This is a genomic window from Mycobacterium sp. P2_H7 (assembly GCF_056403275.1).
This window is the reverse complement of the sequence record NZ_JBFUFU010000009.1, coordinates 391,457-416,831: the sequence shown is the minus strand read 5'-3', so window position 1 is coordinate 416,831 and position 25,375 is coordinate 391,457. Positions and strand designations below refer to the sequence as shown.

General features: G+C 69.0%; 24 protein-coding genes and 1 pseudogene. 18 read left to right on the top strand and 7 right to left on the bottom strand.

Annotated elements, in window-relative coordinates; translation table 11 throughout:
- Window positions 1-21: 21 nt before the first annotated feature.
- Window positions 22-1,068 (bottom strand): glycerate kinase family protein, encoded by a 1,047-nt coding sequence (locus tag AC1DY7_RS14190; RefSeq protein ID WP_477494311.1) that lies wholly within the window; start codon window positions 1,066-1,068, stop codon window positions 22-24.
- Between the two features lie 70 nt (window positions 1,069-1,138).
- Between AC1DY7_RS14190 and AC1DY7_RS14185 the strand changes: the two genes are divergently transcribed.
- The 6 genes from AC1DY7_RS14185 to AC1DY7_RS14160 are packed head-to-tail and all read left to right on the top strand — an operon-like array spanning window position 1,139 to window position 6,700.
- Window positions 1,139-1,801 (top strand): DUF3043 domain-containing protein, encoded by a 663-nt coding sequence (locus tag AC1DY7_RS14185; RefSeq protein WP_477494310.1) that lies wholly within the window; start codon window positions 1,139-1,141, stop codon window positions 1,799-1,801.
- A 4-nt stretch (window positions 1,802-1,805) separates the two neighbouring features.
- The gene (locus AC1DY7_RS14180; protein WP_477494309.1) at window positions 1,806-2,324 is read left to right on the top strand and encodes a bifunctional adenosylcobinamide kinase/adenosylcobinamide-phosphate guanylyltransferase; all 519 of its coding nucleotides are present in this window, start codon (window positions 1,806-1,808) and stop codon (window positions 2,322-2,324) included.
- Window positions 2,321-3,361: a nicotinate-nucleotide--dimethylbenzimidazole phosphoribosyltransferase gene (cobT, locus tag AC1DY7_RS14175; protein ID WP_477494308.1), complete on the top strand. Its 1,041-nt coding sequence runs from the start codon at window positions 2,321-2,323 to the stop codon at window positions 3,359-3,361. The genes AC1DY7_RS14180 and cobT overlap by 4 nt, the downstream gene beginning before the upstream one ends.
- A 1-nt stretch (window position 3,362) precedes the next feature.
- Window positions 3,363-4,085 (top strand): adenosylcobinamide-GDP ribazoletransferase, encoded by a 723-nt coding sequence (locus tag AC1DY7_RS14170; protein ID WP_477494307.1) that lies wholly within the window; start codon window positions 3,363-3,365, stop codon window positions 4,083-4,085.
- A gap of 14 nt (window positions 4,086-4,099) precedes the next feature.
- Entirely contained in the window at window positions 4,100-5,482 is a 1,383-nt protein-coding gene (locus AC1DY7_RS14165) for a protein adenylyltransferase SelO (protein WP_477494306.1), read from the top strand.
- A gap of 57 nt (window positions 5,483-5,539) precedes the next feature.
- Entirely contained in the window at window positions 5,540-6,700 is a 1,161-nt protein-coding gene (locus AC1DY7_RS14160) for a zinc-binding dehydrogenase (RefSeq protein ID WP_477494521.1), read from the top strand.
- Here AC1DY7_RS14160 and AC1DY7_RS14155 read toward each other — a convergent pair.
- Window positions 6,697-7,803: a branched-chain amino acid aminotransferase gene (locus tag AC1DY7_RS14155; protein WP_477494305.1), complete on the bottom strand. Its 1,107-nt coding sequence runs from the start codon at window positions 7,801-7,803 to the stop codon at window positions 6,697-6,699. The genes AC1DY7_RS14160 and AC1DY7_RS14155 overlap by 4 nt on opposite strands.
- A gap of 22 nt (window positions 7,804-7,825) precedes the next feature.
- Window positions 7,826-8,923 (bottom strand): glycine cleavage system aminomethyltransferase GcvT, encoded by a 1,098-nt coding sequence (gcvT, locus tag AC1DY7_RS14150; protein WP_477494304.1) that lies wholly within the window; start codon window positions 8,921-8,923, stop codon window positions 7,826-7,828.
- A gap of 42 nt (window positions 8,924-8,965) precedes the next feature.
- On the opposite strand from gcvT, the gene AC1DY7_RS14145 reads away from it, so the two are divergent.
- Window positions 8,966-10,048, top strand: a complete 1,083-nt coding sequence (locus tag AC1DY7_RS14145; protein ID WP_477494303.1) for an adenylate/guanylate cyclase domain-containing protein — start codon at window positions 8,966-8,968, stop codon at window positions 10,046-10,048.
- A 10-nt stretch (window positions 10,049-10,058) separates the two neighbouring features.
- The gene (locus AC1DY7_RS14140; protein WP_477494302.1) at window positions 10,059-11,567 is read left to right on the top strand and encodes a leucyl aminopeptidase; all 1,509 of its coding nucleotides are present in this window, start codon (window positions 10,059-10,061) and stop codon (window positions 11,565-11,567) included.
- A 53-nt stretch (window positions 11,568-11,620) separates the two neighbouring features.
- Here the strand turns inward: AC1DY7_RS14140 and AC1DY7_RS14135 are convergent, their stop codons facing one another.
- Together AC1DY7_RS14135 and AC1DY7_RS14130 are read right to left on the bottom strand one after the other, a co-directional pair.
- A complete protein-coding gene (locus AC1DY7_RS14135; RefSeq protein WP_477494301.1) occupies window positions 11,621-13,378 on the bottom strand; it encodes an SDR family oxidoreductase in 1,758 nt (585 codons plus the stop codon).
- Between the two features lie 7 nt (window positions 13,379-13,385).
- Window positions 13,386-13,718 carry an oxidoreductase gene (locus AC1DY7_RS14130; protein WP_477494300.1) on the bottom strand — a complete coding sequence of 111 codons (333 nt, stop codon included), beginning with the start codon at window positions 13,716-13,718 and terminating at the stop codon, window positions 13,386-13,388.
- 146 nt (window positions 13,719-13,864) lie between these two features.
- Here AC1DY7_RS14130 and sucB point away from each other — a divergent pair, with 146 nt between their 5' ends.
- The 6 genes from sucB to AC1DY7_RS14100 all read left to right on the top strand — a co-directional run bounded on the left by sucB (window position 13,865) and on the right by AC1DY7_RS14100 (window position 19,878).
- Window positions 13,865-15,616: a 2-oxoglutarate dehydrogenase, E2 component, dihydrolipoamide succinyltransferase gene (sucB, locus tag AC1DY7_RS14125; protein WP_477494299.1), complete on the top strand. Its 1,752-nt coding sequence runs from the start codon at window positions 13,865-13,867 to the stop codon at window positions 15,614-15,616.
- Complete coding sequence (locus tag AC1DY7_RS14120) at window positions 15,617-16,537, top strand: TIGR01777 family oxidoreductase (RefSeq protein ID WP_477494298.1); 921 nt, start codon at window positions 15,617-15,619, stop codon at window positions 16,535-16,537.
- 9 nt (window positions 16,538-16,546) lie between these two features.
- Window positions 16,547-17,209, top strand: coding sequence for a lipoyl(octanoyl) transferase LipB (gene lipB, locus AC1DY7_RS14115; RefSeq protein ID WP_477494297.1), 663 nt, complete (start codon window positions 16,547-16,549; stop codon window positions 17,207-17,209).
- Window positions 17,206-18,138 (top strand): lipoyl synthase, encoded by a 933-nt coding sequence (gene lipA, locus AC1DY7_RS14110; protein ID WP_477494296.1) that lies wholly within the window; start codon window positions 17,206-17,208, stop codon window positions 18,136-18,138. Before lipB ends, lipA begins: the two co-directional genes overlap by 4 nt.
- 16 nt (window positions 18,139-18,154) lie before the next feature.
- Window positions 18,155-18,907 carry a DUF4191 domain-containing protein gene (locus AC1DY7_RS14105; RefSeq protein WP_477494295.1) on the top strand — a complete coding sequence of 251 codons (753 nt, stop codon included), beginning with the start codon at window positions 18,155-18,157 and terminating at the stop codon, window positions 18,905-18,907.
- 119 nt (window positions 18,908-19,026) lie between these two features.
- Complete coding sequence (locus tag AC1DY7_RS14100) at window positions 19,027-19,878, top strand: endonuclease domain-containing protein (protein WP_477494294.1); 852 nt, start codon at window positions 19,027-19,029, stop codon at window positions 19,876-19,878.
- 60 nt (window positions 19,879-19,938) lie between these two features.
- Here the strand turns inward: AC1DY7_RS14100 and AC1DY7_RS14095 are convergent, their stop codons facing one another.
- Complete coding sequence (locus AC1DY7_RS14095) at window positions 19,939-20,397, bottom strand: RDD family protein (RefSeq protein WP_477494293.1); 459 nt, start codon at window positions 20,395-20,397, stop codon at window positions 19,939-19,941.
- Window positions 20,398-20,514: 117 nt separating this feature from the next.
- On the opposite strand from AC1DY7_RS14095, the pseudogene glnA reads away from it, so the two are divergent.
- The 4 genes and pseudogenes from glnA to AC1DY7_RS14075 all read left to right on the top strand — a co-directional run.
- Window positions 20,515-21,942, top strand: a pseudogene (gene glnA / locus AC1DY7_RS14090) (type I glutamate--ammonia ligase); the annotation flags it as partial.
- A 254-nt stretch (window positions 21,943-22,196) separates the two neighbouring features.
- The gene (locus AC1DY7_RS14085) at window positions 22,197-23,837 is read left to right on the top strand and encodes a YVTN family beta-propeller repeat protein (protein WP_477494292.1); all 1,641 of its coding nucleotides are present in this window, start codon (window positions 22,197-22,199) and stop codon (window positions 23,835-23,837) included.
- A 36-nt stretch (window positions 23,838-23,873) separates the two neighbouring features.
- Window positions 23,874-24,314: a DoxX family protein gene (locus tag AC1DY7_RS14080; protein WP_477494291.1), complete on the top strand. Its 441-nt coding sequence runs from the start codon at window positions 23,874-23,876 to the stop codon at window positions 24,312-24,314.
- 16 nt (window positions 24,315-24,330) lie between these two features.
- Entirely contained in the window at window positions 24,331-24,741 is a 411-nt protein-coding gene (locus AC1DY7_RS14075) for a DoxX family protein (protein WP_477494290.1), read from the top strand.
- Window positions 24,742-24,744: 3 nt separating this feature from the next.
- On the opposite strand, the gene AC1DY7_RS14070 is transcribed toward AC1DY7_RS14075, so the two are convergent.
- Window positions 24,745-25,374, bottom strand: a complete 630-nt coding sequence (locus tag AC1DY7_RS14070; protein WP_477494289.1) for a PaaI family thioesterase — start codon at window positions 25,372-25,374, stop codon at window positions 24,745-24,747.
- Window position 25,375 lies beyond the last annotated feature (1 nt).

Genomic DNA, 25,375 nt, shown 5'->3' with positions numbered 1-25,375 from the left:
CAACGGTACCTTGTCCGGGCACTATTCCCGAGTCTCAGACCAGTGCAGTGCGGTGCGCTCGGCCAGCCCGGTCAGCTGGTTGGCGGCGTCGGCGATGGCCAGCTCCACCGATCCGGCGAACTCGGTGATCGAATACGCAGCGGCAATCCCCTGCGAGACCAACACCGACGGCTCAAGTGTGACCTGACCAGCAAGTACCAGCACCGGCGTGCCACGGCGGCGGGCACCGGCGGCCAGGGCGCTGACCACCTTGCCTCGCAGCGACTGATCGTCGAACTTGCCCTCACCGGTGATGATCAGGTCGGCGTCGGCGATATCGCCTGCCAGCCCGGTGTGCTCGGCGATGACCGCCGCACCCGATTCCCGGCGGCCCCCGAGTGCCAGCAGCGCCGCGCCGAGGCCCCCGGCCGCACCCGCGCCTGGTTGGTCGGCGATGCCGGCGCCCAGCTCACCGGCCCACTCCGTCAGCCGGGCTTCCAGCACCGTCACGGTCGCCGGGTCGGCACCTTTCTGCGGGCCGAACACCGTCGCGGCGCCCGTCGGGCCCAGTAGCGGGTGCTCGACGTCACTCGCGGCGATCAGTTCGATGTCCGCCAGCCGGGCCCGGGCCGCAGCCAGGCCACCCAGCGCGTCCACCAGTCCACGCCCGCCGTCGGTGCAGCAGCTGCCGCCCAGCCCGACCGCAATCCGGCGGGCACCCGCGTCCAGCGCCGCCGCGACCAGCTCACCCACTCCCCTGCTGTGCGCCGCGAGGGCGGTCTGCACCGTCGGCGGACCGCCCAGCAGGGTCAGCCCGCACGCCTGCGCGCATTCGATGTATGCGGTGTCGTCGTGCAACACCCATTCCGCGGTCACCTGTTCGTCCAGCGGCCCGCTGACCTGGGCATACTGCAACCCGCCCAGACGACTGGCCAGCACGTCCACGAACCCGGGTCCGCCGTCGGACTGGGGCGCCAAGGTGAAGGTGTCGCTGTCCCGCGCGCGAACCCAGCCCGCCGCGACGGCCTCGGCCGCCGCCACCGCGGTGAGGCTGTCACCGAAGCAGTCCGGAGCCACCAGCACATGCATCCGCCCAGCGTAGGGCGTCCGATCCGGAGCCGCTCGCCGAGGAAATCCCGTTCGGAAGTACCCTGTGAGCGTGAATCTGCTGGGCCGTAAGAAGGACAATCCGCAACCGGAGGACGTCGCCGCCGACGCTGCAAAGCTGTCGGAGACCGGGCCGACTGCCGGGAAGGGCCGGCCCACCCCCAAGCGCAGCGAGGCGGCCCGTAAACGCGGGCCCGTCGCCCCCGCCCCGCTGACCACCTCCGAAGCCCGCAAGCGGCGCAAGGAACTCGCCGCGTCCAAGCCGAAGCTGTCCAAGGACGAGCGCAAGGCCGAGAAGGTGTCCCGGCGCGCCGATATGGCCGACCGCCGCGAACGGATGATGGCCGGCGACGACGCCTACCTCCTGCCGCGCGACAAGGGCCCGGTCCGGCGCTATGCCCGCGACATCGTGGACTCCCGGCGCAACCTGCTCGGCCTGTTCATGCCGGTGGCCCTGGGCCTGGTGCTCATCACGCTGGCGGTGCCCGCCGTGGCCGTGCAGAAGTACGTGTCCTTCGGCATGCCGGTGCTGCTGGTCATCATGGCCATCGACGGTGTCCTGGTGGGCCGCCGGGTGAACCGGATGGTCGACGAGAAGTTCCCGTCCAACACCGAAAGCGGCCTGAAGCTCGGCTTCTATGCGGCCAGCCGCGCCTCCCAGCTGCGCCGGATGCGGGCACCGCGGCCCTTGGTCAATCGCGGCGACGACGTCTGAGCACGTGCGGGTACTCGTCCTCGGCGGGATCCGTTCGGGTAAGTCGCGCTGGGCCGAGACCGATATCGCCGGCGATGCGGTCCGCTACGTGGCCACCGGTCGCACCGATATCGACGATCCGGACTGGTCGCGCCGCGTAGACGCGCACCGCAGCCGGCGCCCCGCGCATTGGTCGACCGTCGAAACCGCCGATGTGGCAAGCGAATTGCGCGCCGACCCGCAGACCGCAACGCTCGTCGACGATATCGGCGGCTGGCTGACGGCGGCGATGGACCGCCTCGAGGCGTGGACGGGCGGGTCGGTACGCGCCGACGTCGACGAACTCTGCGCGGCGGTCACAGGATTCGATGGAAAGCTGACCCTGGTGAGCCCCGAGGTGGGGCTCACCGTCGTGCCCGCAACCGCGGGCGGGCGACTGTTCGCCGACGAACTGGGCACGCTCAACCAACGATTGGCGGCGCTCTGCGACCGGGTGGTGCTGGTGATCGCCGGGCAACCCTTAGTGGTGAAGGAGATCACGTGAGTGCGTTCCCCGGGATCGTCCCGCCCGACTCGGCGGCGCTGCAGGCGGCCCTGGCCCGGCAGAACACGCTGACCAAGCCGCCGGGCGCCCTGGGCCGGCTGGAGGAATTATCGGTGTGGGTGGCGTCCTGCCAGGGCGTCTGCCCGCCGCGGCAGTTCGAACGCGCCCGGGTGGTGGTGTTCGCGGGTGACCACGGGGTGACGGCCTCTGGTGTCTCGGCTTTCCCGCCCGAGGTGACGCCGCAGATGGTCGCCAACTTCGACGCCGGCGGCGCCGCCATCAACGTGCTGGCGACCCTCGCAGGCGCCGGCGTGCGCGTGGTCGATATCGCCGTCGACGCCGAACCCCTGAGCCCGGCGATCGGTGCGCACAAGGTGCGTCGCAGCAGCGGCAACATCGCCGTCGAGGACGCCCTGACCCCCGACGAGGTCACCGCGGCGATCGCGGCGGGGCGCGCCATCGCCGACGAGGAGGTCGACGGTGGGGCGGACCTGCTCATCGCCGGCGACATGGGCATCGGGAACACCACGCCCGCAACCACTTTGATCGCCGCTGCGACCCGGTCCGAACCGGTCACGGTGGCCGGCCGCGGCACCGGTGTCGACGACGCCGGCTGGGCCCGCAAGGTCTCGGCCATCCGGGACGCGTTGTACCGCGCCCGCGCCGCCACGACGGATCCGGAGGCGCTGCTACGGATCTGCGGCGGCGCCGACCTCGCGGCGATGGCAGGTTTCCTGGCCCAGGCCGCGGTGCGTCGCACCCCGGTGCTGCTCGACGGGGTGGTGGTCACCGCCGCCGCCGTGATCGCGGAGATGCTGGCCCCCGGCGCCCGGGCCTGGTGGCAGGCCGGGCACCGCTCCACCGAGCCGGCCCACACACTGGCGCTGGACCATCTCGCGCTGACACCGATCGTCGACCTCGGGATGCGCCTGGGCGAGGGCACCGGTGCCGCGGTGGCGCTGCCGGTCGTGCGGGCCGCGGTGGCCACACTGGCCTCGATGGCCACCTTCGACGAAGCTCAGGTTTCTGGCGCGTGACGTGATCGGTTCGCTCGGTTCGGCTTTCGCCTTCGCGACGGTGCTGCCGCTGCGGGTGAGACACCCGTTCGGCCGGGGCGCCCTGACCGCACTGCCTGTGGTGGGCGCAGCGCTCGGCGGCCTGGCCGCGCTGACGGTGTGGGGCGCATCCCAGCTGTACGGGCCGGGCGCGCTGGCGGGACTGCTCGCCGTGGCGGTCCTGCTGTTGTGCACCCGTGGCCTGCACATCGACGGATTGTCCGACACCGTCGACGGCCTCGGCTGCTACGGCCCGCCCGAACGCGCGCTCACGGTGATGCGCGGCGGTACGGCCGGCCCGTTCGGGGTGGCGGCCGTGGTGGTCGTGATCCTGTTGCAGGGCTTGACTTTCGGCGAGCTGAGCGCCGCCGGCGTGGTGGTCGCCGTGACCGCGGGCAGGGTGGCCATCGTGCTGACCTGCCGGCGCGGGGTGCCCGCGGCCGAGGGCAGCACCCTGGGTGCCCTGGTGGCCGGATCCCAGCCGTGGTGGGTGGCGGCGGGGTGGGCGGTCGCGCTGGCGGCCGCCGCGATTCCCGCCGCGGTGCGACCGTGGCAGGGACCCGTGGTGGTGATCGCAGCGCTGGCTCTCGCAGTGGCACTGGTGGCGCACTGCGTGCGCCGGTTCGGCGGCATCACCGGGGACGTGCTGGGCGCGGCGTGCGAACTGACGACGACGCTGGTGACGCTGGGCCTGGCCGCGCACTGAGTACTGTCGAGACCATGATTGCGCTGGGTGACCACTTCGCCCGCACGCTGCCGGAAATGTCGATCGCCTGGCAGGCCCAAGCCGCCACCGCGCCGGCGCTGCTGCTGCTCAACGAACCGCTCGCCACCGAACTCGGGCTCGAACCCGACTGGCTGCGCAGCGCCCCCGGACTCGGATTCCTGACCGGAACGGCACTGCCCGACGGTGCCGCGCCGGTGGCGCAGGCCTATGCGGGCCACCAGTTCGGCAACCTGGTGCCGCGCCTCGGCGACGGGCGCGCATTGCTGCTCGGCGAACTCACCGACGGCCGCGATCTACACCTCAAGGGGTCGGGCCGGACTCCGTTCGCGCGCGGCGGCGACGGGCTGGCCGCGGTGGGTCCCATGCTGCGCGAGTACGTGATCAGCGAGGCGATGAACGCCCTCGGTGTTCCGACCACCCGCGCGCTGGCGGTGGTGGCCACCGGCGTGACGGTGCAGCGGGAGACGCCGCTGCCGGGTGCGGTGCTGGCCCGGGTGGCYGACAGCCATCTGCGAGTCGGCAGCTTCCAGTTCGCGGCGCTGACCGGGGACGGAGACCTAGTGCGCCGCTTGGCCGACTACGCCATCGAGCGCCACCACCCGCAGGCGGCCGCCGCGCCGAACCGCTATCTGGCGCTGCTCGAGTCCGTGATGGCCGTGCAGGCGTCGCTCATCGCGCGCTGGATGTCCGTGGGATTCATCCACGGCGTGATGAATACCGACAACATGACCATTTCCGGCGAGACCATCGACTACGGGCCCTGCGCGTTCATGGAGTCCTACGACCCCACGACGGTGTTCAGCTCGATCGACAGCTGGGGCCGCTACGCCTACGGGAATCAGCCCGCGGTTGCGGCCTGGAATCTGGCCCGCTTCGCCGAAACCCTGCTGCCGCTGATCGATCCGGACACCGACACCGCGATCGCAACGGCCACGGCCGCCCTGGAGTCGTTCAAGGACGGTTACCGGCAGGCCTTCCACGCCCGGATGAGCGCCAAACTCGGCGTAGCGCAAGCGGATCCGCAACTCATCGACGATCTGCTGGCGCTGCTGGAGCAGCACCGCCCCGACTTCACCTCGTTCTTCCGGGCCTTGAGCGGCGGCACGGTGCCCGACGGCTTCGGCGACTGGGCCCGCCGGTGGCAGGCGCTCGGCCCGGATACCGCCGCGATGGATCGGGTCAACCCGCTCTACATCCCGCGCAACCATCTGGTGGAGGAGGCGCTCGCGGCGGCCACCTCAGGCGACCTGGACCCGGTCCGCGCGCTCGCCGCCGCCGTCGGCGAGCCCTTCACCGAGCGGCCCGGCCTGCAGCGTTACGCCGAACCCGCACCGGCGGAGTTCGCGTCGTGCTTCCAGACCTTCTGCGGCACCTGACCGCACGACAAGCCGGAACCGGCGGTACCGCATAATGCAGGGATGACCGCCAGCACCATGCGCGCCGTGACCTGTCACGCCGGCGCCCTCGATGTCGTCGATCTGCCCGCGCCGCGACCGGCCAAGGGCCAGCTCGTCATCGACGTCGCCCGCGCCGGGATCTGCGGCTCGGACCTGCATGCCCGGCTGCACGCCGACGACCTGCACGCCGTCCTGGGCGAGATCGGTTACCACGACTTCGTACACAGCTCCGCGACCGTCGTCCTCGGCCACGAGTTCTGCGGTGAGATCGCCGAACGGGGGAAGGGTGCGGCCACACAGTTCAAGGTCGGCACCCCGGTGGCGGTGTTCCCGATGTTGCGCGCCCGCGGCGGCGTGCACATGACGGGACTGTCGCCGCTGGCCCCCGGCGGGTACGCCGAGCAGGCGCTGGCCGAGGCCTCGATGACATTCGCCATCCCCAACGGCCTGTCCATGGACGTCGCCGCGCTCACCGAGCCCATGGCCGTCGCCCTGCACGCGGTGCGGCGCAGCGATATCTCCCGGCGCGACACCGCGGTGGTCGTCGGCTGCGGACCGCTGGGCCTCGCGGTCATCTGCCACCTCAAGGCCCGCGGTGTGAAGACCATCGTGGCCAGCGACTTCTCCCCCGGCCGCCGGGCCCTGGCCCAACGCTGCGGCGCCGACGTCGTCGTCGACCCCGCGGTCGACTCGCCGTACGAGGCGGCGATAACCAAGGGCACCATCACCGAGGCGCCGGCCCTGTTCGAACTCGCCGTCGGGTCCATGGAGAAGCTCCGCAAGGTCCCGGGTTGGGTCCACCTGTACCGGTTGGTCGACTCGCTGGGCGCCGCAGATCCCAAGCGCCCCATCGTGTTCGAATGCGTGGGCGTCCCGGGCATGATCGACGGGGTGATCGCCGCCGCCCCGCTGGGCACCCGGGTGGTGGTCGTCGGCCTGTGCATGGGCGAGGACAAGCTGCGCCCATCGATGGCCATCGGCAAGGAGATCGACCTGCGGTTCGTGTTCGGCTACACGCCGCTGGAGTTCCGTGACACCCTGCACCTGCTGGCCGACGGCAAGCTCGATGCCGCACCGCTGATCACCGGCACCGTCGGACTCGACGGTGTGGCAACGGCTTTCGACGCATTGAGCGACCCGGAGAGGCACGCCAAGATCCTGATCGACCCGCGCAGCTCCGCCACCTCGGTGGCTTAACCGAGCTTGGCCATCCAGCCATGCTTGTCGGCGAACGTGCCGCGCTGGATCCCGGTCAGGGTGTCTCGCAAGGCCATGGTCACCTCACCGGGCTGACCGTCGGCGATGGTGAACTCCCCGTCGCGGTGCTTGACGTGCGACACCGGCGTGATGACGGCGGCGGTGCCGCAGGCGAACACCTCGGTGATCTCGCCGGCGGTGGCCTTCTTCTGCCACTCGTCGACATCGATCTTGCGTTCCTCGATGGCGTAACCCGCGTCAGTGGCCAACTGCAGCAACGAATCCCGGGTGATGCCCGGCAGCAGGGAACCGGACAGCTCCGGGGTGACCAGCCGCGCCGTGCCGCCACTGCCGAACACGAAGAACAGGTTCATCCCGCCCATCTCTTCGACGTAGCGCCGTTCGATGGCGTCCAGCCACACCACCTGATCGCAGCCCTGCTCGGCGGCCTGCGCCTGCGCCAGCAGCGACGCGGCGTAGTTGCCACCGAACTTCGCGGCGCCGGTGCCGCCCGGCGAGGCCCGCACGTACTCATGCGACAGCCACACGCTGACGGGCTTGATCCCGCCCTTGAAGTACGCGCCGGCCGGTGACCCGATGACCAGGTAGCGGTACTCGTTGGCGGGCCGCACCCCCAGCCCGGGCTCGGTGGCGATCACGAACGGCCGCAGGTACAGCGATTCCTCGCCACCGGCCGCCGGCACCCACTGGCCGTCGACGGCGATCAGCTGGCGCAGCGACTCCAGGAACGTCTCGGTCGGCAGCTCGGGGATCGCCAGCCGGCGCGCGGAGCCCTGCAACCGGGCCGCGTTGGACTCCGGCCGGAACGACACCACCGAACCGTCGTCCCAGCGGTAGGCCTTGAGACCTTCGAAGATCTCCTGCGCGTAGTGCAGCACGATGGCCGACGGGTCCAGCTGCAGCGGACCGTACGGCAGCACCTCGGCGTGGTGCCAGCCGTCGACCGCGTTGTAGTCGATGGAGACCATGTGATCGGTGTGGTACCGCCCGAAACCGGGATCGGCCAGGATGGCGGCTCGTACCTCGTCGCTTGCCGGTGATGTGTTGCGGGCAAGCGTGAACTCGAGGGGACCGTCTGTCATGGACCGATTGTATAACCAGTGGCTAACGGGTTTTCGCCTGCACGAACGGCGGCGCGACCACTTCGCACTCCAGCGCCCGGCCACGGACGTCGACGGTCACCGTCTGCCCGTCGGCGATCCCGGCCGCGGTGTCGATCAGCGCCAGCGCGATACCGACCTTCAGACTCGGCGAGAACGTTCCCGAGGTGGTGATGCCCACCGCGGCATCACCGTTCAGAACGGTCAAGTCCGCGCGCAGCACACCGCGGCCCAGCGCCTTGAGCCCGCGCAACGTCCGGCGCGGGCCGGCCTGCTTCTCGGCCAGCAGCGCGTCGCGACCCCAGAACGCGTCCTTCTTCCACCCGACGGCCCAGCCGGCGCGGGCCTGCACCGGCGAGATGTCCAGCGACAACTCGTGGCCGTGCAGCGGATAGCCCATCTCGGTGCGCAGGGTGTCCCGCGCGCCCAGGCCGGCCGGCTCACCACCGGCGGCGCGCACCGCCTCCAGCAGCGCATCCCACACCACACCGGCGCGGTCCCACTCGGGCAGCAGCTCGTAGCCCTGCTCACCGGTGTAGCCGGTCCGGCACACCCGTACGGGCACACCCTCCAACGAGGCGTCCGCGTACCCCATGTAATCCATGTCGGTCGGCAGGCCCAGCCCGCCGAGCACCTCGGCGGCCTTCGGTCCCTGCACGGCAAGCACCGCATAGGAGCGGTGCTCGTCGGTGATGGTCAGACCGGCCGGGGCGTGGCGCACCAGTTCGGCGACCACGGCGGCCGTATTGGCCGCATTCGGCACCAGGAAGATCTCGTCGTCGGAGACGTAGTAGGCGATCAGATCGTCGATCACCCCGCCGGACTCGTTGCAGCACAACGTGTATTGCGCCTTGCCGGGCCCGATGCGGTTGAGGTCGTTGGTGAGCGCGCTGTTGACGTAGGCGGCCGCACCCGGACCCGCCACCTTGGCCTTACCGAGGTGGCTGACGTCGAACAGTCCGACGGCATTGCGGGTGGCGGTGTGCTCGGCGACGGTGCCCGCGTAGGACACCGGCATCAGCCAGCCACCGAACTCGGCGAAACTGGCCCCCAGCGCGCGGTGGCGGTCCTCCAACGGGCCCTGCAAGACGGTGTCACTCACAATCCCCCACCCTAGAGGGGACAGCGCTGGCACACTTGCTCCGTGGTCGATTTGGACGCGCTCGAGGCGGCGGGAATCCCCGACGCCCGCAAGCGCGCCCCACTCATCGAATATCTCGACGGGCTCGGCTTCACCGCCGCGGAGATGGTCGAGGCCGAGTCCCGCGGCCGGCTGTTCGGTTTGGCCGGCGACGTCCTGCAATGGTCCGGCCCGCCGCTGTACTGCCTGGCCGACGCCGCCGCCGAGATCGGGGTGTCGCTCGCCGATGCGGAGCACGCGTGGGCGGCCATGGGCCTGACCGTCACCGACTGCGCCACCAAATCCCTGAGCCAGGCCGACGTGGAAGCGCTGCGCACCTGGGCGGAGATGCGGATGGTGGTCGGCGACGTCGCCGCGACGGGATTGCTCCGGGTGATCGGGGCGGGTATGGCCCGCCTCGCCGAGGCCGAGTCGTCGATGATGCGGGCGTCGTCGCCGGATGTCCAGATCGAGATCACCCACGACGAATTCGCCACTGCGCGCGCCTACCGCGACGCGGTGTCCTACCTGCCGCGCATCGGGGCGGCCATCGATGCGGTGCACCGTCAGCACCTGATGAGCGCCCGCACCTACTTCGAACACGTCGTGCGCGACGGATCGCCGACGGTGGTGTGCGGCATCGGTTTTGCCGACCTGTCCGGGTTCACCGCGCTGACGCAGCTCCTGAGCGCATCCGAACTGACCGATCTGCTCAACGACTTCGGGGCCACCGCATCCGACGTCGTGCACGCCGCGGGCGGACGGGTGGTGAAGTTCATCGGCGACGCGGTCATGTGGGTGAGCTCCACACCGGAACAGTCGATCGAGGCAGCGGTGGCCCTGGTCGACAATGCCAAAGCCCACGCCGCGGGCCTGCACGTGCGCGCCGGGCTGAGCTACGGCGAGGTGCTGGCCATCAGCGGTGACTATTTCGGCAACCCGGTGAATCTTGCGGCCCGCTTGGTGGCCATCGCCGACCGGGGCCAGATCCTGGTGTCCTCGGCGCTGCACGACCAGTTGCCGGGGTGGGATTTCGAGCCCCCGCGGTCCTACACCTTGAAGGGGTTCGACGCACCGGTCACGGCACATCCGCTGCAGTGTCTCTAGGGTGAACAACGTGAGCAGCGCATCCGGATACCAGACCCCCTCCGTCACCGTCAGCTCGTCCCTGCCCCGTCGGGGTACCGGCGACGCGGTCCTCATCGTCGGCGTGGTGTCCGGCGAGAACGGACCTGCGGTGCTCGGTGACCACCTCGACGCGGSCGCGGTCGCGGCCATCGAGTCCGGCGTCGCCGCGCTCGGCGGCACCGGCGGCGAAGGCCAGCTGCACCGTCTCGTCATCGCGGATCTCCCGGTGGCCAGCGTGCTGACGGTCGGGCTCGGCGAGCAGCGCGACGAGTGGCCCGCCGACACCCTGCGCCGGGCGGCCGGCAGTGCGGCACGTGGACTGGACAAGGTGGCATCCGTCGTCACCACCCTGACCGCGCTGGACCTCGAGGCGGTCATCGAAGGCCTGATCCTGGGCGCCTACCGCTTCACCGAGTTCCGCAGCGAGAAGACCGCGCCCAAGGACAAGGGCCTGACCAAGATCGTCGCGCTGGCGGCCGACACGAAGGCGGCCACCAAGAAGTCGGCCGACCGTGCCGTCGACATCGCGACCGCCGTCGCCACCGCCCGGGATTTCGTCAACACCCCGCCGAGTCATCTCTTCCCCGCCGAATTCGCCAAGCGGGCAAAGGCTTTGGGTGAGGAAGCCGGCCTGACCGTCGAGATTCTCGACGACAAGGCACTGGCCAAGTCGGGCTACGGCGGCATCGTCGGCGTGGGCCAGGGCTCATCGCGGCTGCCGCGGCTGGTCCGTCTGACGCACAAGGGTGCGGGCCGTAAAGGTAAGAAGGTGGCGCTCGTCGGCAAGGGCATCACCTTCGACACCGGCGGCATCTCGATCAAGCCGGCCGCGGGAATGCACCACATGACCTCCGACATGGGCGGTGCGGCTGCCGTCATCGCGACGGTCGTGCTGGCCGCGCGGCAGAACCTGCCGATCGACGTCATCGCCACGGTGCCGATGGCCGAGAACATGCCGTCCTCGACGGCCATCCGCCCCGGCGACGTGCTGACCCAGTACGGCGGCATCACCGTCGAGGTGCTCAACACCGACGCCGAGGGCCGGCTCATCCTGGCCGACGGCATCGTGCGGGCCTGCGAGGACAAGCCGGACTACCTGATCGAGACGTCCACCCTGACCGGTGCGCAGACGGTCGCGCTGGGCGCGCGCACCCCCGGCGTGATGGGCAGCGAAGAGTTCCGCGACCGGGTGGCCACGCTGTCGGCGTCGGTCGGCGAGAACGCCTGGGCCATGCCGTTGCCCGAGGAGCTCAAGGACGATCTCAAGTCGACGGTGGCCGACCTGGCCAACGTCAGCTCGTCGCGGTACGCCGGCATGCTGGTGGCCGGGGTGTATCTGCGCGAGTTCGTGGCCGATGACGTGGAATGGGCGCACATCGACATCGCGGCTCCGGCGTACAACACCGGCGGCCCGTGGGGTTACACGCCCAAGGGCGGCACCGGGGTGCCGACCCGCACCATGTTCGCGGTGCTGGAAGACATCGCAGCCCACGGCTGAATTTCCGGCTCCGCCGGAGGCAGGCTGAATTTCCGGCTCCGCCGGAGGCCCGGCTAGAGCAGGTCGCTGCGCGCCGCGCGGCGCAGCACGCCCGGCACCACCCGGGACAATCCGTAGGCCAGATGCGCCTCGGTGGTCACCGGGCGGATCGCCTGGTTGTTCTGCACCGCAGAGACAATGGCCCGGGCCACCTTGTCCGGGCCATAGCGCCGCGCGGCGAAAGCCTTCTTGATCTGGACCTGCTTGGCGGCGAGTTCACCTTGCTTGGCCGCGGGCACGTCGAAGCGGGTGTGGTCGACGATGTTGGTGTCGATCACACCCGGGCACAGCGTCGTGACACCGATTCCGGCGGAGTCCAATTCGGCGCGCAGGCAGTCGGAGAACATGAACACCGCGGCCTTGCTGGTGGCATAGGCGTTCATGGCGCCTGCCGGGGTGTACGCCGCCATCGAGGCGACGTTCACCACGTGGCCGCCGGTGCCGCGGGCCACCATAGGTGCCGCAAAAGCCCTGCAGCAGTTGACGACTCCGCCGAGGTTGATGTCCATCACCCAGTCGTACTGCGCGGCAGGAGTGTCCAGGAAGTTGCCGCCGTGCCCGACACCGGCGTTGTTCACCAGGATGTCGGGGACACCGTGCTCGGCGCACACCGCGTCGGCGAATCGCGCCACCGCCTCGGCGTCGGCGACGTCCAGGTGATACGCGTACGCCACCCCACCCCGGCCCGCGATCAACTCGGCGGTCTCCTTGGCGGCGGCGTGATCGATGTCGCTGACGACGACTTCGGCGCCCTGCGAAGCGAACTCCTGAGCGGTCGCGCGCCCGATTCCGCTACCGGCACCCGTGACCGACACCAGGGTGTGCGCGAACGGCGCCGGCCGGCCACCGACGCGCGCCCGGGCCAGATCCCGCGCGGCAGGCGCTCCGTCGAGGTGGTCGACGAATTCGCCGACCGCCCTGGCCAGCACGTGCGGATGCGACATCGGCGCCCAGTGCCCGGCCTTCAGGTCGCGTCGCCACAACTGGGGCACCCACTCGGCGATGGCGTCGAAGACGTAGGGCCGGATGAACGGATCGTCGGCATTGACGATCAGCTGCACCGGAATCCCGACGTAATGGTCGGTCCGGCCGCCGGCCAAACTGCGAAAGTAGTTGGCGGGGTACACCTTCATACTGCTGACGGCGTCGCGCACGAAGGTGTCCGAGTGGTGGATCGACTCACGCGCGATCCCGTCGCGCAGAAGCTGGCGGCGCATGAAGCCGCGGCCGAACGCGAGCCGGACCCAGGCCGCTCCGAGCACCGGCGTGGAGAAGGCGCCCATGTAGGCGAGCCGGGCCATCCCGTCGAGCGCCTGGAAGAACGGCTTCGGCCGGTAGGGCCGCTTCAGGCTGGTCATCGCGAACCGGTTGACGTGGTCCGCGCTCGGCCCGGACACCGAGGTGAACGACGCGACCCGCGCACCCGCCTCAGGGCGGGCCAGGTACTCCCACATCCCGATCGAACCCCAGTCGTGGGCCAGCACATGAACCGGCGCACCGGGGCTGACGGCCGCGGTGACGGCAGCGAAATCGTCGGCGTAACGGGCCATCGTGTAGGCCGAGACAGCTTGCGGCACATCCGATCCACCGACGCCGCGGTTGTCGTAGCGGATGATGCGGAACCGGTCGGCCAGCAGCGGCACGACACCGTCCCAGAGCACATGGGAGTCCGGCCAACCGTGCACCAGGACGACGGTGGGACCGTCCGGGTTACCGTCCTCGTAGACCGCGAGGGCCGTGCCGTCGGCACTGTGCACGCGACGCTGCGTCATGGGCGCTTCACTCCTCGAGTTCGCTGCGCAGCGCACGTTGACGTTCGATACGCCGTCGTGCGTCATAGTCGCGCATGCGTTGTGGATATCCCACCTTTTGCACGTCGTAGACAGGGATGTCGAGTTGCTTGCTCAGCTTGCGGGCGCCCGCGTCACCGCCGGTGCGGCGCCTGGTCCACTCCCCGTCGGCGTCAACCAGCACCACGGTGACCTCGGTGACCGTGGTCTTCGGCTCGACGAACGCCTCGACACCGTGGTGGCCGGCCACCCACTGCCGCAGATACTCCACGTCGGCGCCGCGGGAACCACCCGAGCGCCGCCACTTATCGAATAGTGCCAACTGGCGAAACTCCTGTCTTTGTCACCTTCGATGGTGCCAGAACGACGAGTACCGACGTCTGCGACGACCGCACCGAGCGGACATGACAGGATGGGTTCTGCATCGCATTCCACCCGTGACGACGACTGCTCGAGGAGTCAAAACCCATGGCCATCTCCGTCCAGATGCCCGCACTCGGTGAGAGCGTGACCGAAGGGACCGTCACGCGGTGGCTCAAGCAAGAGGGCGACACCGTCGAGGTCGACGAGCCGCTGCTTGAGGTGTCCACCGACAAGGTCGACACCGAGATCCCGGCCCCGGTTTCCGGTGTGCTGACCAAGATCATCGCCGCCGAGGACGACGTCGTCGAGGTCGGTGGCGATCTCGCGCTGATCGGCGAGGCCGGCGAGTCTGCCGGTGAGCCTGCGGCCGAGGAGCCGACAGCGGCGCCCGCCGAGGAGGCTCAGCCCGAGCCGGAGCCCGAGCCCGAGCCGGCCGCCGAGGAGTCGAAGCCCGAACCGGAGCCCGAGCCCGCGAAGCCCGCCGCGAGCAGCGGTGGCGAGTCCACCTCCGTGAACATGCCCGAGCTCGGTGAGAGCGTCACCGAGGGCACCGTGACCCGGTGGCTGAAGAAGGTCGGCGACAACGTCGCCGTGGACGAGCCGCTGGTCGAGGTCTCCACCGACAAGGTCGACACCGAGATCCCGTCCCCGGTGGCCGGTGTGCTGGTGGCGATCACCGCCGAAGAGGACGACGTGGTGGCCGTCGGCGGCGAGCTGGCCAAGATCGGCGCCGAGGGATCCGCGCCCGCGGCCGCACCGGAACCCAAGCCGGAGCCGAAGGCCGAGCCGGCTCCCGAGCCCAAGCAGGAAGCCAAACCCGAGCCCAAGCCGGAACCGAAGCCCGAACCCAAGGCCGAACCTGCGCCGGCGGCCAAGGCCGAGCCCGCGTCGGAGCCCGCCGGCGACGGTGGCCCGTACGTCACCCCGTTGGTCCGAAAGCTGGCCGCGGAGAACGGTGTCGACCTCGGCGCCATCACCGGCACCGGTGTCGGCGGCCGGATCCGCAAGCAGGATGTGCTTGCCGCCGCGGAGGCTGCAAAAGCACCGCAGGCCCCGGCAGCTCAGGCCCCTGCCGCCGCGTCGGCGGCCCCGGCCAAGCCCGCTGCCGCGACACCAGCTCCGGCGCTCGCGCATCTGCGCGGCACCACGCAGAAGGCCAACCGGATCCGGCAGATCACCGCGAAGAAGACCCGCGAGAGCCTGCAGACCACGGCCCAGCTGACGCAGACCCACGAGGTCGACCTGACCAAGATCGTGGCACTGCGGGCCAAGGCCAAGCAGAGCTTCGCCGAGCGCGAGGGCGTGAACCTGACGTTCCTGCCGTTCTTCGCCGTCGCCGTCGTCGACGCCCTCAAGGCGCATCCGAACGTCAACGCGAGCTACAACGAGGACAGCAAGGAGATCACCTACTACGACGCCGAGCACCTCGGCTTCGCGGTCGACACCGAACAGGGTCTGCTCTCCCCCGTCGTGCACAACGCCGGTGACCTGTCGCTGGCCGGGCTGGCCCGCGCCATCGCCGACATCGCGGCCCGGGCGCGCTCGGGCAACCTCAAGCCCGACGAGCTGTCCGGCGGCACGTTCACGATCACCAACATCGGGAGCCAGGGCGCGCTGTTCGACACCCCGATCCTGGTACCGCCGCAGGCGGCCATGCTGGGCACCGGGGCCATCGTCAAGCGCCCGCGCGTGGTGGTCGACGAGAACGGCAACGAGTCGATCGGTGTCCGGTCGGTCGCGTACCTCCCGCTCACCTACGACCACCGTCTGGTCGACGGTGCCGATGCAGGCCGCTTCCTCACCACCGTCAAGCGACGCCTCGAAGAAGGTGCATTCGAGGCCGACCTGGGGCTGTAGGTGCCACCGCTGAAACCCGGCACCATCGCCATCGCCGGGTCATCGGGACTGATCGGAGCCGCGCTGGTCACCGCATTGCGCGCCACCGACCACCGGGTCATCCGAATCGTGCGGCGCGCACCGGGCAACGCCGACGAGTTGTTCTGGAACCCCGGCACCGGTGATTTCGACGTCGACGCGCTCACCGGCGTCGACGCGGTGGTGAATCTGTGCGGTGTCGGCGTCGGCGCCCAACGCTGGTCGGGTTCGTTCAAGCAGAGCCTTCGCGACAGCCGCATCGGCCCCACCGAGGTGCTCGCCGGTGCGGTCGCCGACGCGCAGGTCCCCGTATTGCTCAACGCGAGTGCGGTCGGCTATTACGGCGACACCCGCAACCAGGTGGCCGACGAGACCGCACCGCAGGGACGCGGGTTCCTGGCTCAGTTGTGCGCGGATTGGGAAGCGGCCGCCCACGCCGCGGTCGACGGCGGCGCCCGGGTGGTGCTGGCCCGCACCGGCGTGGTGTTGGCGTCTTCCGGCGGGGCCCTCGGCCGGCTGCGGCCCTTGTTCGCGCTGGGGTTGGGCGCCCGACTCGGTAACGGCCGCCAGTACTTTCCGTGGATCAGCCTGGAAGACACGGTGCGTGCGCTGTTGTTCGCGATCGCCGACGACGGCGTCACCGGTCCGGTCAACCTCACCGGCCCCGCACCGGTGACCAACGGCGCTTTCACGGCCGCGCTGGGCCGTGCACTCAACCGGCCGACGCCGATGATCGTGCCGGGCTTCGCATTACGCGCGGCACTCGGCGAGTTCGCCGACGAGGGGTTGCTTTTCGGACAGCGCGCCATTCCGGCGGCACTGGAACGCGCGGGTTTCGTGTTCCACCACAAAACCGTCGGGGAGGCGTTGACCTACGCCACCAGCTCCGCCACCGCCGGGTAGCGTGGCTTCATGGCCTCCATCCGGGCGTCCGCCGAACCCCTCGAGGTCCGGCTGCTGGGCACCGTCGACTACGCCGACGCCTGGGCGCTGCAGCGCGAGATCGCCGACGCCCGCGTCGCCGGCGGCCCCGACACCCTGCTGCTGCTGGAACATCCGCCGGTGTACACCGCGGGCAAGCGCACGCTGCCCGAAGAGCGTCCCGCGGACGGCACCCCCGTGGTGGACACCGACCGCGGCGGCAAGATCACCTGGCACGGCCCGGGACAACTGGTCGGCTATCCGATCATCGGGCTGACCGAACCGCTCGATGTGGTGAATTTCGTTCGGCGCCTTGAGGAAGCACTCATCGCGGTGTGCACCGGGCTCGGCGTCCAGGCGGGCCGGGTGGACGGCCGCTCCGGCGTCTGGGTGCCCGGCGAGCCGGCGCGCAAGGTCGGCGCCATCGGTATCCGGGTGGCCCGCGGGGTGACCCTGCACGGGTTCGCCTTGAACTGCGACTGCGACCTGGGCGCCTTCGGCGGCATCATCCCGTGCGGCATCGCCGATGCCGGGGTCACGTCGCTGACCGCCGAACTGGGCCGTCGGGTCGCTGTGAATGATGTCACCGCCGCCGTCGGCGACGCCGTGAGCGACGCGTTGGATGGGCGCATCCGAGTAGCATCGACCCGGTGAGCGTGGTCCCCGAAGGTCGCAAACTGCTGAGGTTGGAAGTCCGCAACGCCGAGACGCCGATCGAGCGCAAACCGCCGTGGATCAAGACCAAGCTGCGTACCGGCCCGGAGTACACCGAGCTGAAGAGCCTGGTGCGCCGTGAGGGATTGCACACGGTCTGTGAAGAAGCCGGCTGCCCCAACATCTACGAGTGCTGGGAAGACCGCGAGGCCACCTTCCTCATCGGCGGCGAGCAGTGCACCCGTCGTTGCGACTTCTGCCAGATCGACACCGGCAAGCCCGCCGAACTCGACCGGGACGAGCCGCGCCGGGTCGCCGAGAGCGTGCAGGCGATGGGCCTGCGGTACTCGACGGTCACCGGGGTGGCGCGCGACGACCTGCCCGACGGCGGGGCGTGGCTGTACGCCGAGACCGTCCGCCAGATCCACGCGCTGAACCCGAACACCGGTGTCGAACTGCTGGCGCCGGACTTCAACGCCGTCCCTGCACTGCTCGAAGAGGTCTTCGAGTCGCGTCCAGAAGTGTTCGCGCACAACGTCGAAACGGTGCCGCGCATCTTCAAGCGGATCCGCCCGGCGTTCCGCTACCAGCGCAGCCTGGACGTCATCACCGCGGCCCGCGACTTCGGGCTGGTGACCAAGTCCAACCTGATCCTGGGGATGGGCGAGACCATCGACGAGGTGCGCGAGGCACTGTCCGACCTGCACAGCGCGGGCTGCGACATCGTCACCATCACCCAGTACCTGCGGCCGTCGCCGCGTCACCACCCCGTCGAGCGCTGGGTGCATCCCGACGAATTCGTCGACCTGTCGGCCTTCGCGGAGGGCCTCGGCTTCGCCGGTGTGCTGGCCGGTCCGCTGGTCCGATCGTCGTACCGGGCGGGCCGGTTGTACCAGCAGGCGGCGCGCGTGCGCCCGCCCGTTTCCTGAGCCGTATCCTTGGCCAATGGCGAAATCACGTAACCCCGCCGCCGACAAGGCCGCGAAGGCCGAGGCCAAGGCTGTCCGCAAGGCTGCATCCAAGCAGCGCCGCAGTCAGCTTTGGCAGGCGTTCAACATGCAGCGCAAAGAGGACAAGCGACTGCTCCCGTACATGATCGGCGCTTTCGTGCTGATCGTCGCGGCCGCGGTGGCGCTGGGCCTGTTCGCCGGCGGGTTCACCGCCTACATGCTGATCCCGCTGGGCATCGTGCTCGGCGCCCTGGTCGCATTCATCATCTTCGGGCGCCGCGCGCAGAAGTCCGTGTATCGCAAGGCCGACGGCCAGACCGGTGCGGCGGCCTGGGCGCTGGACAACATGCGCGGCAAGTGGCGGGTCACCCCCGGGGTGGCGGCGACCGGCAGCTTCGACGCCGTGCACCGGGTGATCGGCCGTCCCGGCGTCATCTTCGTGGGTGAGGGTTCGCCCACCCGGGTCAAGCCGCTGCTGGCGCAGGAGAAGAAGCGCACCGCCCGACTCGTCGGCGAAGTGCCGATCTACGACATCGTGGTGGGCAACGGCGAGGGCGAGGTTCCGCTGTCCAAGCTGGAGCGGCACCTGATGAAGCTGCCCGCCAACATCACCACCAAGCAGATGGACTCGCTGGAGTCCAAGCTCGTCGCGCTCGGCAGCAAGATCGGCCCCGCCGCCATGCCCAAGGGCCCGCTGCCCAACGCAGGCAAGATGAAGGGGATGCAGCGCTCGGTGCGCCGCCGGTAGCTCACACACCCTCTGCGCGAACGTGCATTACCGCGCTAATTCTGGCGCGGGTTTCGAGCTCAAGTTCACTTTCGACGCCGGGTGGAACCGGTTGATCCTCCTCTGCGTCAGACCAGAGCATGGAGTGGCCTTTCCTCGGTACCGAGGCCGTCGCTGCCGGCGCGGTCAACCGCTATCAGCTCGCGACGCATCATGACCAGCTGTTCCGCAACGTCTATGTACCAAAGGGGTACGAGCCGACGCCGGTCGACAAGGCGGTCGGCGCGTGGCTGTGGTCGGGTCGGCGCGCGACCCTTGCCGGGATGTCCGCCGCCGCCCTGCACGGATCCAAGTGGATCGACGCGCGACTGCCCGCCGAACTCAACCATTCCAGTCGCCACAAGACCCCGGGGATCGTCCTACACAGCGACGCGCTGGCGGACGACGACGTCTGCAGGGTCGGCGACATTGCCGTCACATCGCCTGCGCGGACGGCGTACGACCTCGGACGTCGGCCCGGCCGAACGACGGCGGTGATCCGGCTGGATGCGCTGATGCAGGCGACCGGGCTCAAACCCGTCGACATCACCGCACTCGCCGACCGGCACCGCGGTGCACGCGGAATCATCGGCCTCCGTGCGATGGTCGAACTGTCCGACCCTGGCGCCGAGTCGCCGCAGGAGTCGGTGACGAGGCTGGTGCTGACAGACGCCGGATTGCGGCCGACGCACACCCAGATCGAGGTGTTCGACGGTCTCGATTTCGTCGGCCGTATCGACATGGGGTGGCCCGCCTGGAAGGTCGGCGTCGAGTACGACGGCGCACAACATTGGACGGATCCCCGCGTACGTGACAGTGACATCAATCGGCAAGCCGAACTCGAGCGGCTCGGCTGGCGCATCGTCCGGGTCAGTGCTGATCTGCTGCGCTACCACGAGGGCGTGATCGTCGAGCGCGTCCGGACGGCGCTGCTCGCAGCCGCGCGAACGTGAACTCGTGTGCGAGATCCGCGCGCTTCTTCGAGCGGTAACCCACGTTCGCGCCGACGGAAGTCAGCGGCGAATCACCGCAGTGGCGCTCGCCCGGTCATGCAGGCCGCGCAGGTCGGCATCGGTGAACAGCGGCGGCACCACGAAAGCGATGAGCAGGCCGCGGATCACGGCGCGCCCCAGACCGACGTGCACCCGGTTGTCGGCGGGCACCACCATCAGTCCCATCACGAATTGACCTGGGGTGAAACCGAACAACCGCACCGACACCACGCCCAGCACCAACCACACCGCCAAGACGACGGTGGACAGGGTTGTCATCGAGACCCAACCGAACGTCATCGCCAGGGCCGCCAGGCCGTACCCGATCAGCCAGTCGATCAGTAACGCGAAGGTGCGCCTGCCGAACCGGGCGATGGACCCTGGGCCGTGTTCCGGCATCCCGAGTCGTTGTCCCGGGTAGTCGCCGGTTTCATAATCTGGCTGCGGACCTGACAACCAGGACGCGATTTCGCGAGCCATGTGCCCAAGCATAGAGCGCGGTCGATTGCGTAACTTCGGCGCAACATATGGTTGACCGGGGTGCAACATCAACTCCCTAGCGTCACCGGCGGGTAACGAGTCAAAGGAGAGTATTCAGTGTCAGAAAAGACATCGGACGACCTTTTCAAGCTGATCAAGGACGAGAACGTCGAATACGTCGACATCCGTTTCTGCGATCTGCCTGGTGTCGTCCAGCACTTCTCGATCCCGGCTGCGGCCTTCGACGAGAGCGTGTTCGAGGATGGCTTGGCGTTCGACGGTTCGTCGGTCCGCGGTTTCCAGTCGATCCATGAGTCCGACATGATGCTGCTGCCGGATCCCAACACCGCGCGCATCGATCCGTTCCGCAAAGCAAAGACGTTGAACCTGCAGTTCTTCGTGCATGACCCGTTCACCCGCGAGGCCTACTCGCGCGATCCGCGCAACGTTGCCCGCAAGGCGGAGAACTACCTGGCCAGCACCGGCATCGCCGACACCGCGTACTTCGGTGCCGAGGCCGAGTTCTACATCTTCGACTCGGTGACCTTCGACTCGCGGATCAACGGCACCTCCTACGAGGTCGACTCCGAGTCGGGCTGGTGGAACACCGGCGAGCCCTACGAGGCTGACGGCAGCCCGAACCTGGGCTACAAGGTCCGCCCCAAGGGTGGCTACTTCCCCGTCGCGCCGTATGACCACTACGTGGATCTGCGCGACGAGATGGCCACCAATCTGCAGAACGCCGGATTCATCCTGGAGCGCGGCCACCACGAGGTCGGCACCGCCGGCCAGGCCGAGATCAACTACAAGTTCGACACGCTGCTGGCAGCGGCCGATGACGTGCTGCTGTTCAAGTACATCATCAAGAACACCGCATGGAAGAACGGCAAGACCGTCACCTTCATGCCCAAGCCGCTGTTCGGTGACAACGGTTCCGGCATGCACGCGCACCAGTCGCTGTGGAAGGACGGCAAGCCGCTGTTCCACGACGAGTCCGGCTACGCGGGCCTGTCCGACATCGCCCGCCACTACATCGGCGGCATCCTGCACCACGCCCCGTCGCTGCTGGCCTTCACCAACCCGACGACGAACTCGTACAAGCGTCTGGTGCCGGGCTACGAGGCGCCGATCAATCTGGTGTACAGCCAGCGCAACCGCTCGGCCTGCGTCCGCATCCCGATCACCGGCAACAACCCGAAGGCCAAGCGCCTCGAGTTCCGTTGCCCGGACAGCTCGGGCAACCCGTACCTGGCGTTCGCGGCAATGCTGATGGCCGGCATCGACGGCATCAAGAAGAAGATCGAGCCGCAGGCCCCGGTCGACAAGGACCTCTACGAGCTGCCGCCGGACGAGGCGGCCAACATCCCGCAGGCGCCCACCTCGCTGGCTGCGGTGATCGACAAGCTCGAGCAGGATCACGACTACCTCACCGAGGGCGGCGTGTTCACCGAGGACCTGATCGAGACCTACATCTCCTACAAGCGGGAGAACGAGATCCTGCCGGTGCAGATCCGTCCGCACCCGTACGAGTTCTCGCTGTACTACGGGTCTTCAGACCCGGGGCGCTTCTGCGTAGTGACGTCCGTTGTTCGGATGAACATTCTTGGTCTGCGCCCCAACAGCCTGACGTCGCTGTCAATTACTTGCTATAACTCCGACAGCGAGTGCGCAGCACTTCCGCAGCGGAGTCATGGGAGGCAAACATGGCGGGTCGTCATCGTTCGCGACGAGCGGCATCCGGACGAGTGTCCTACCGATGGCTCGGAGCCGGCGCACTGACGCTCGGCCTCGGTGCAGCCATGGCAAGTGGTGCCGGCGTTGCCCACGCTGACGAATCCGCGCCGGACGCGCCGGCGAGCAGCGGCGCGGACAGCGCCCCCGATCCGGGCGCACACACGAGATCGACGTCCCCCACGCATACCCGGGCTTCGTCGGCACCGAAGACCAAACCGTCGGCCACGCAACGCAATGCGGACAGGGACAACGACGCCGAGCCGAATGGGACCCCAGCGTCGACAACGACATCAGCGTCGGTGCAGAAGACGTCGCGCCACGCGGCCACCGCCACACCCGCGACGGCAGGCCCCGTCACGCAGCCGAATCCGCTGGCCGCGATCGCCCGCCGGATCAAGACGACCTACTTCAACTCCAGCCCCACCGCATCCCCACGACAGGATCCCGTCCAGTCCACCCCGGGCATACTGACGGGGAACGTCGGCGCGTCCGATCCCGACGACGATCCGCTTGCCGTCAGCCTCAAGACGGGTCCGACGAAGGTCGGCAGCAGCGTCGTCGTCCACCCCAACGGCACCTACGTCTACACGCCGTCGGCGGCACTGGCGGCCAGCGGTGGCACCGACAGCTTCACGGTGACAGTCCGCGAAACCAACGCCGCCAGCCACATCCACGGCGGCGCGCAGTTGGTGAACGCCTTCCTCCATGCGATCACGGGCGGAGCGGTGCCCCTGAACGACGGCAGCAGCATCACCGTCACGGTGCCCGTCGCCATCCCCACGCCGACCACCGTCACCACGACAATCCCTGCGCAGCAGTCTGATTCACCGCAGTGGATTGCATTCAACGCGTCGGGCACCCGCGCGTACGTGACCAATCAGGGCTCGGCCAGCGTCTCGGTGATCGACACCACCACCAACACCGTCGTCACAACCATCACGGACGGCATCGGCGATCAGCCGACCATCGCGGCGCTCGCACCCAACGGCAAGATCTATGTCAGCAATCAAGGCAGTGGCACGGTGTCGGTGATCGACCCCGCCACCGACACCGTCACCGCCGACATTCCTGTCGGCGGCCACCCGTTGGGCTTCGCCTTCGGACCGGGCGGCGTCGGCTATGTCGCCGGGGGCGGTGGGCAGTTCGTCGCCATCATCGACACCACCACCAACTCGCTCATCGACGCGATTCCCATGGGGGGCAACCCCACCCAGGTGGCGCTGCTCCCGAACGCTCCGCACCTCTACATCAGCAACCAGTTCGCCGCCAGCATCTCGGTGATCGACACCACCACCAGGGAACTCGTCACCACCATTCCCACAGGCTCGTATCCCACCATCATCAAATTCAACAGCGCCGGCACCCTTGCCTACGTCACCGCCCAATTCAGCAACGTGGTCCAGGTCATCGACACGGCCACCAATGCCGTCGTCCGACAGATTCCCGTCGGCACCACGCCGATCGATCTGCACCTGAGCGCCGACGGGACGCACGCCTACGTCACCAACTTCAGCGGGCTGTCCCCCGGCGACCTGCACCCCGGCACCGTGTCGGTGATCAACCTCGTCACGAATGCCGTCACCAATATCGAGGTGGGAATCGGACCGGTCGGCTCAGCCATCACCCCGGACGGCACCCGGCTCTATGTCGTCAACTCCAGTGGCTCCATCTCGGTCATCAACCTGAACACCGTCGCCTCCCTGTAAGCGGCTTGTCACCACGCTTCAGTACGGTCGGAAGCTATGGGGAACCTGAACACTCGCTTGGATGCGCTGTCACCTGCCGTGCTGAGCCTGGTGCGCGTCGTCTTCGGATTTCTGTTCGCACTGTTCGGCACGTCCAAGCTCTTCGACTGGCCCATCGCGATGGGCATCCCGACCGGGAGCTGGCCGGCCTGGTACGCCGGACTCATCGAATTCGTCGGCGGCCTGCTCATCATGACGGGCCTGTTCACCCGGATCGCGGCCTTCATCTCGTCCGGTGCGATGGCGGTCGCCTACTTCTGGCAGCACCAGCCGCTCGGGTTGTGGCCCATCGTCGACCCGCAGTACGGCGGTAACGGCGGCCTCCCCGCCATCGCCTTCTGCTTCGTGTTCTTTCTGTTCGTGTTCACCGGCGGCGGCCGCTACTCGCTGGACGCGTTCCGCAGTCGCACACCCGAGCCCGACAAAAGCGGACTGTAGTCCTATTATGGTGCGCATGGCCTCGAACGCTCTCGAAACCAAGCTGAACTCCTACGCGCCGATCGTGCTGTCGATCGTCCGCATCATCTTCGCGCTGGTGCTGCTCACCCACGCCACCGCGCATCTCTTCGGCTGGCCCGCTGACATGCAGGCACCCGTGGGCGCCTGGCCGTACTGGTACGGCGGAGTTCTCGAACTCATCACCGGCTTGCTGCTGCTCGTCGGGCTGTTCACGCGGCCGGCAGCCTTCCTGGCCTCCGGCGTGATGGCGTTCGCGTACTTCTCCCAGCACGCACCGACGGACTTCTGGCCGATCGTCAACAAGGGTGAGCCCGCGTTGCTGCTCTGCTTCGGATTCTTCCTGCTGATCTTCACCGGCGGTGGCTCACTCGCGGCCGACACCGCCCTGGGCAAGCGCACCAGCTGACCCTCAGCCGGCTTCCCGCGCCCAGGCCGGCATGACGAAGATGCCGTCGGCTTCGACGGTGACGCCCTCGGCATCGAGAATCTGGCCTCGCACAAAGGCTTTGACACCCTCGGTGCGGTCTACCCAGGCTTCGGCGCGCAGCGGGCCCAGGGGCGTGCCGCGCAGATACTTCAGCGTCAGCGTGCCGGTGAACCGCGGCTTCACCAAGCCCTCACTGGCCGCCTCGCCGAGGATGTGATCGAGCACCAGCGCACAGATTCCGCCGTGCACCCGGCCGGGCGGGCCCTCGTAAGGGGCGCCGAGGGTGAACTCCGTCCAGCACCGGCCGTCCTCGGTGTGGTGGATGTCCAGGGGTGGAGCGATCGCGTTCCGTAACCCGATCGCGGGGTCGGCCCACGCCACAGGGCGGCCCGTGACCGCGTGCCGCAGGGTGCGGGGGCCCTCGTGCTGCCTGGTCTCCAGCGTGGCGGTGACCGCCTCGATCGCGGCTTGGGCTTCCCGGATGGTCGCGCCGTCTACGCCGGTGCGAATGCTGGCGTCGACGAGTTTGCGCACCGCCGCGGTCAGCGGACCGTACAACTCTTGCAGCCGGTCATGCTCATCGGCACTGATCACTTCGAACGGAACGCTCATC

Excerpts from the sequence above, each read along its gene's own strand:
- AC1DY7_RS14075 (WP_477494290.1), top strand. The coding sequence starts at position 24,331 with ATGGCCTCGAACGCTCTCGAAACCAAGCTGAACTCCTACGCGCCGATC.
- lipB (WP_477494297.1), top strand. The coding sequence starts at position 16,547 with ATGGCCTCCATCCGGGCGTCCGCCGAACCCCTCGAGGTCCGGCTGCTG.
- AC1DY7_RS14160 (WP_477494521.1), top strand. The coding sequence starts at position 5,540 with ATGCGCGCCGTGACCTGTCACGCCGGCGCCCTCGATGTCGTCGATCTG.
- AC1DY7_RS14190 (WP_477494311.1), bottom strand. The coding sequence starts at position 1,068 with ATGCATGTGCTGGTGGCTCCGGACTGCTTCGGTGACAGCCTCACCGCG.
- AC1DY7_RS14155 (WP_477494305.1), bottom strand. The coding sequence starts at position 7,803 with ATGACAGACGGTCCCCTCGAGTTCACGCTTGCCCGCAACACATCACCG.
- AC1DY7_RS14135 (WP_477494301.1), bottom strand. The coding sequence starts at position 13,378 with ATGACGCAGCGTCGCGTGCACAGTGCCGACGGCACGGCCCTCGCGGTC.
- AC1DY7_RS14085 (WP_477494292.1), top strand. The coding sequence starts at position 22,197 with ATGGCAAGTGGTGCCGGCGTTGCCCACGCTGACGAATCCGCGCCGGAC.
- AC1DY7_RS14080 (WP_477494291.1), top strand. The coding sequence starts at position 23,874 with ATGGGGAACCTGAACACTCGCTTGGATGCGCTGTCACCTGCCGTGCTG.
- AC1DY7_RS14070 (WP_477494289.1), bottom strand. The coding sequence starts at position 25,374 with ATGAGCGTTCCGTTCGAAGTGATCAGTGCCGATGAGCATGACCGGCTG.
- AC1DY7_RS14105 (WP_477494295.1), top strand. The coding sequence starts at position 18,155 with ATGGCGAAATCACGTAACCCCGCCGCCGACAAGGCCGCGAAGGCCGAG.
- AC1DY7_RS14100 (WP_477494294.1), top strand. The coding sequence starts at position 19,027 with ATGGAGTGGCCTTTCCTCGGTACCGAGGCCGTCGCTGCCGGCGCGGTC.
- AC1DY7_RS14095 (WP_477494293.1), bottom strand. The coding sequence starts at position 20,397 with ATGGCTCGCGAAATCGCGTCCTGGTTGTCAGGTCCGCAGCCAGATTAT.
- sucB (WP_477494299.1), top strand. The coding sequence starts at position 13,865 with ATGGCCATCTCCGTCCAGATGCCCGCACTCGGTGAGAGCGTGACCGAA.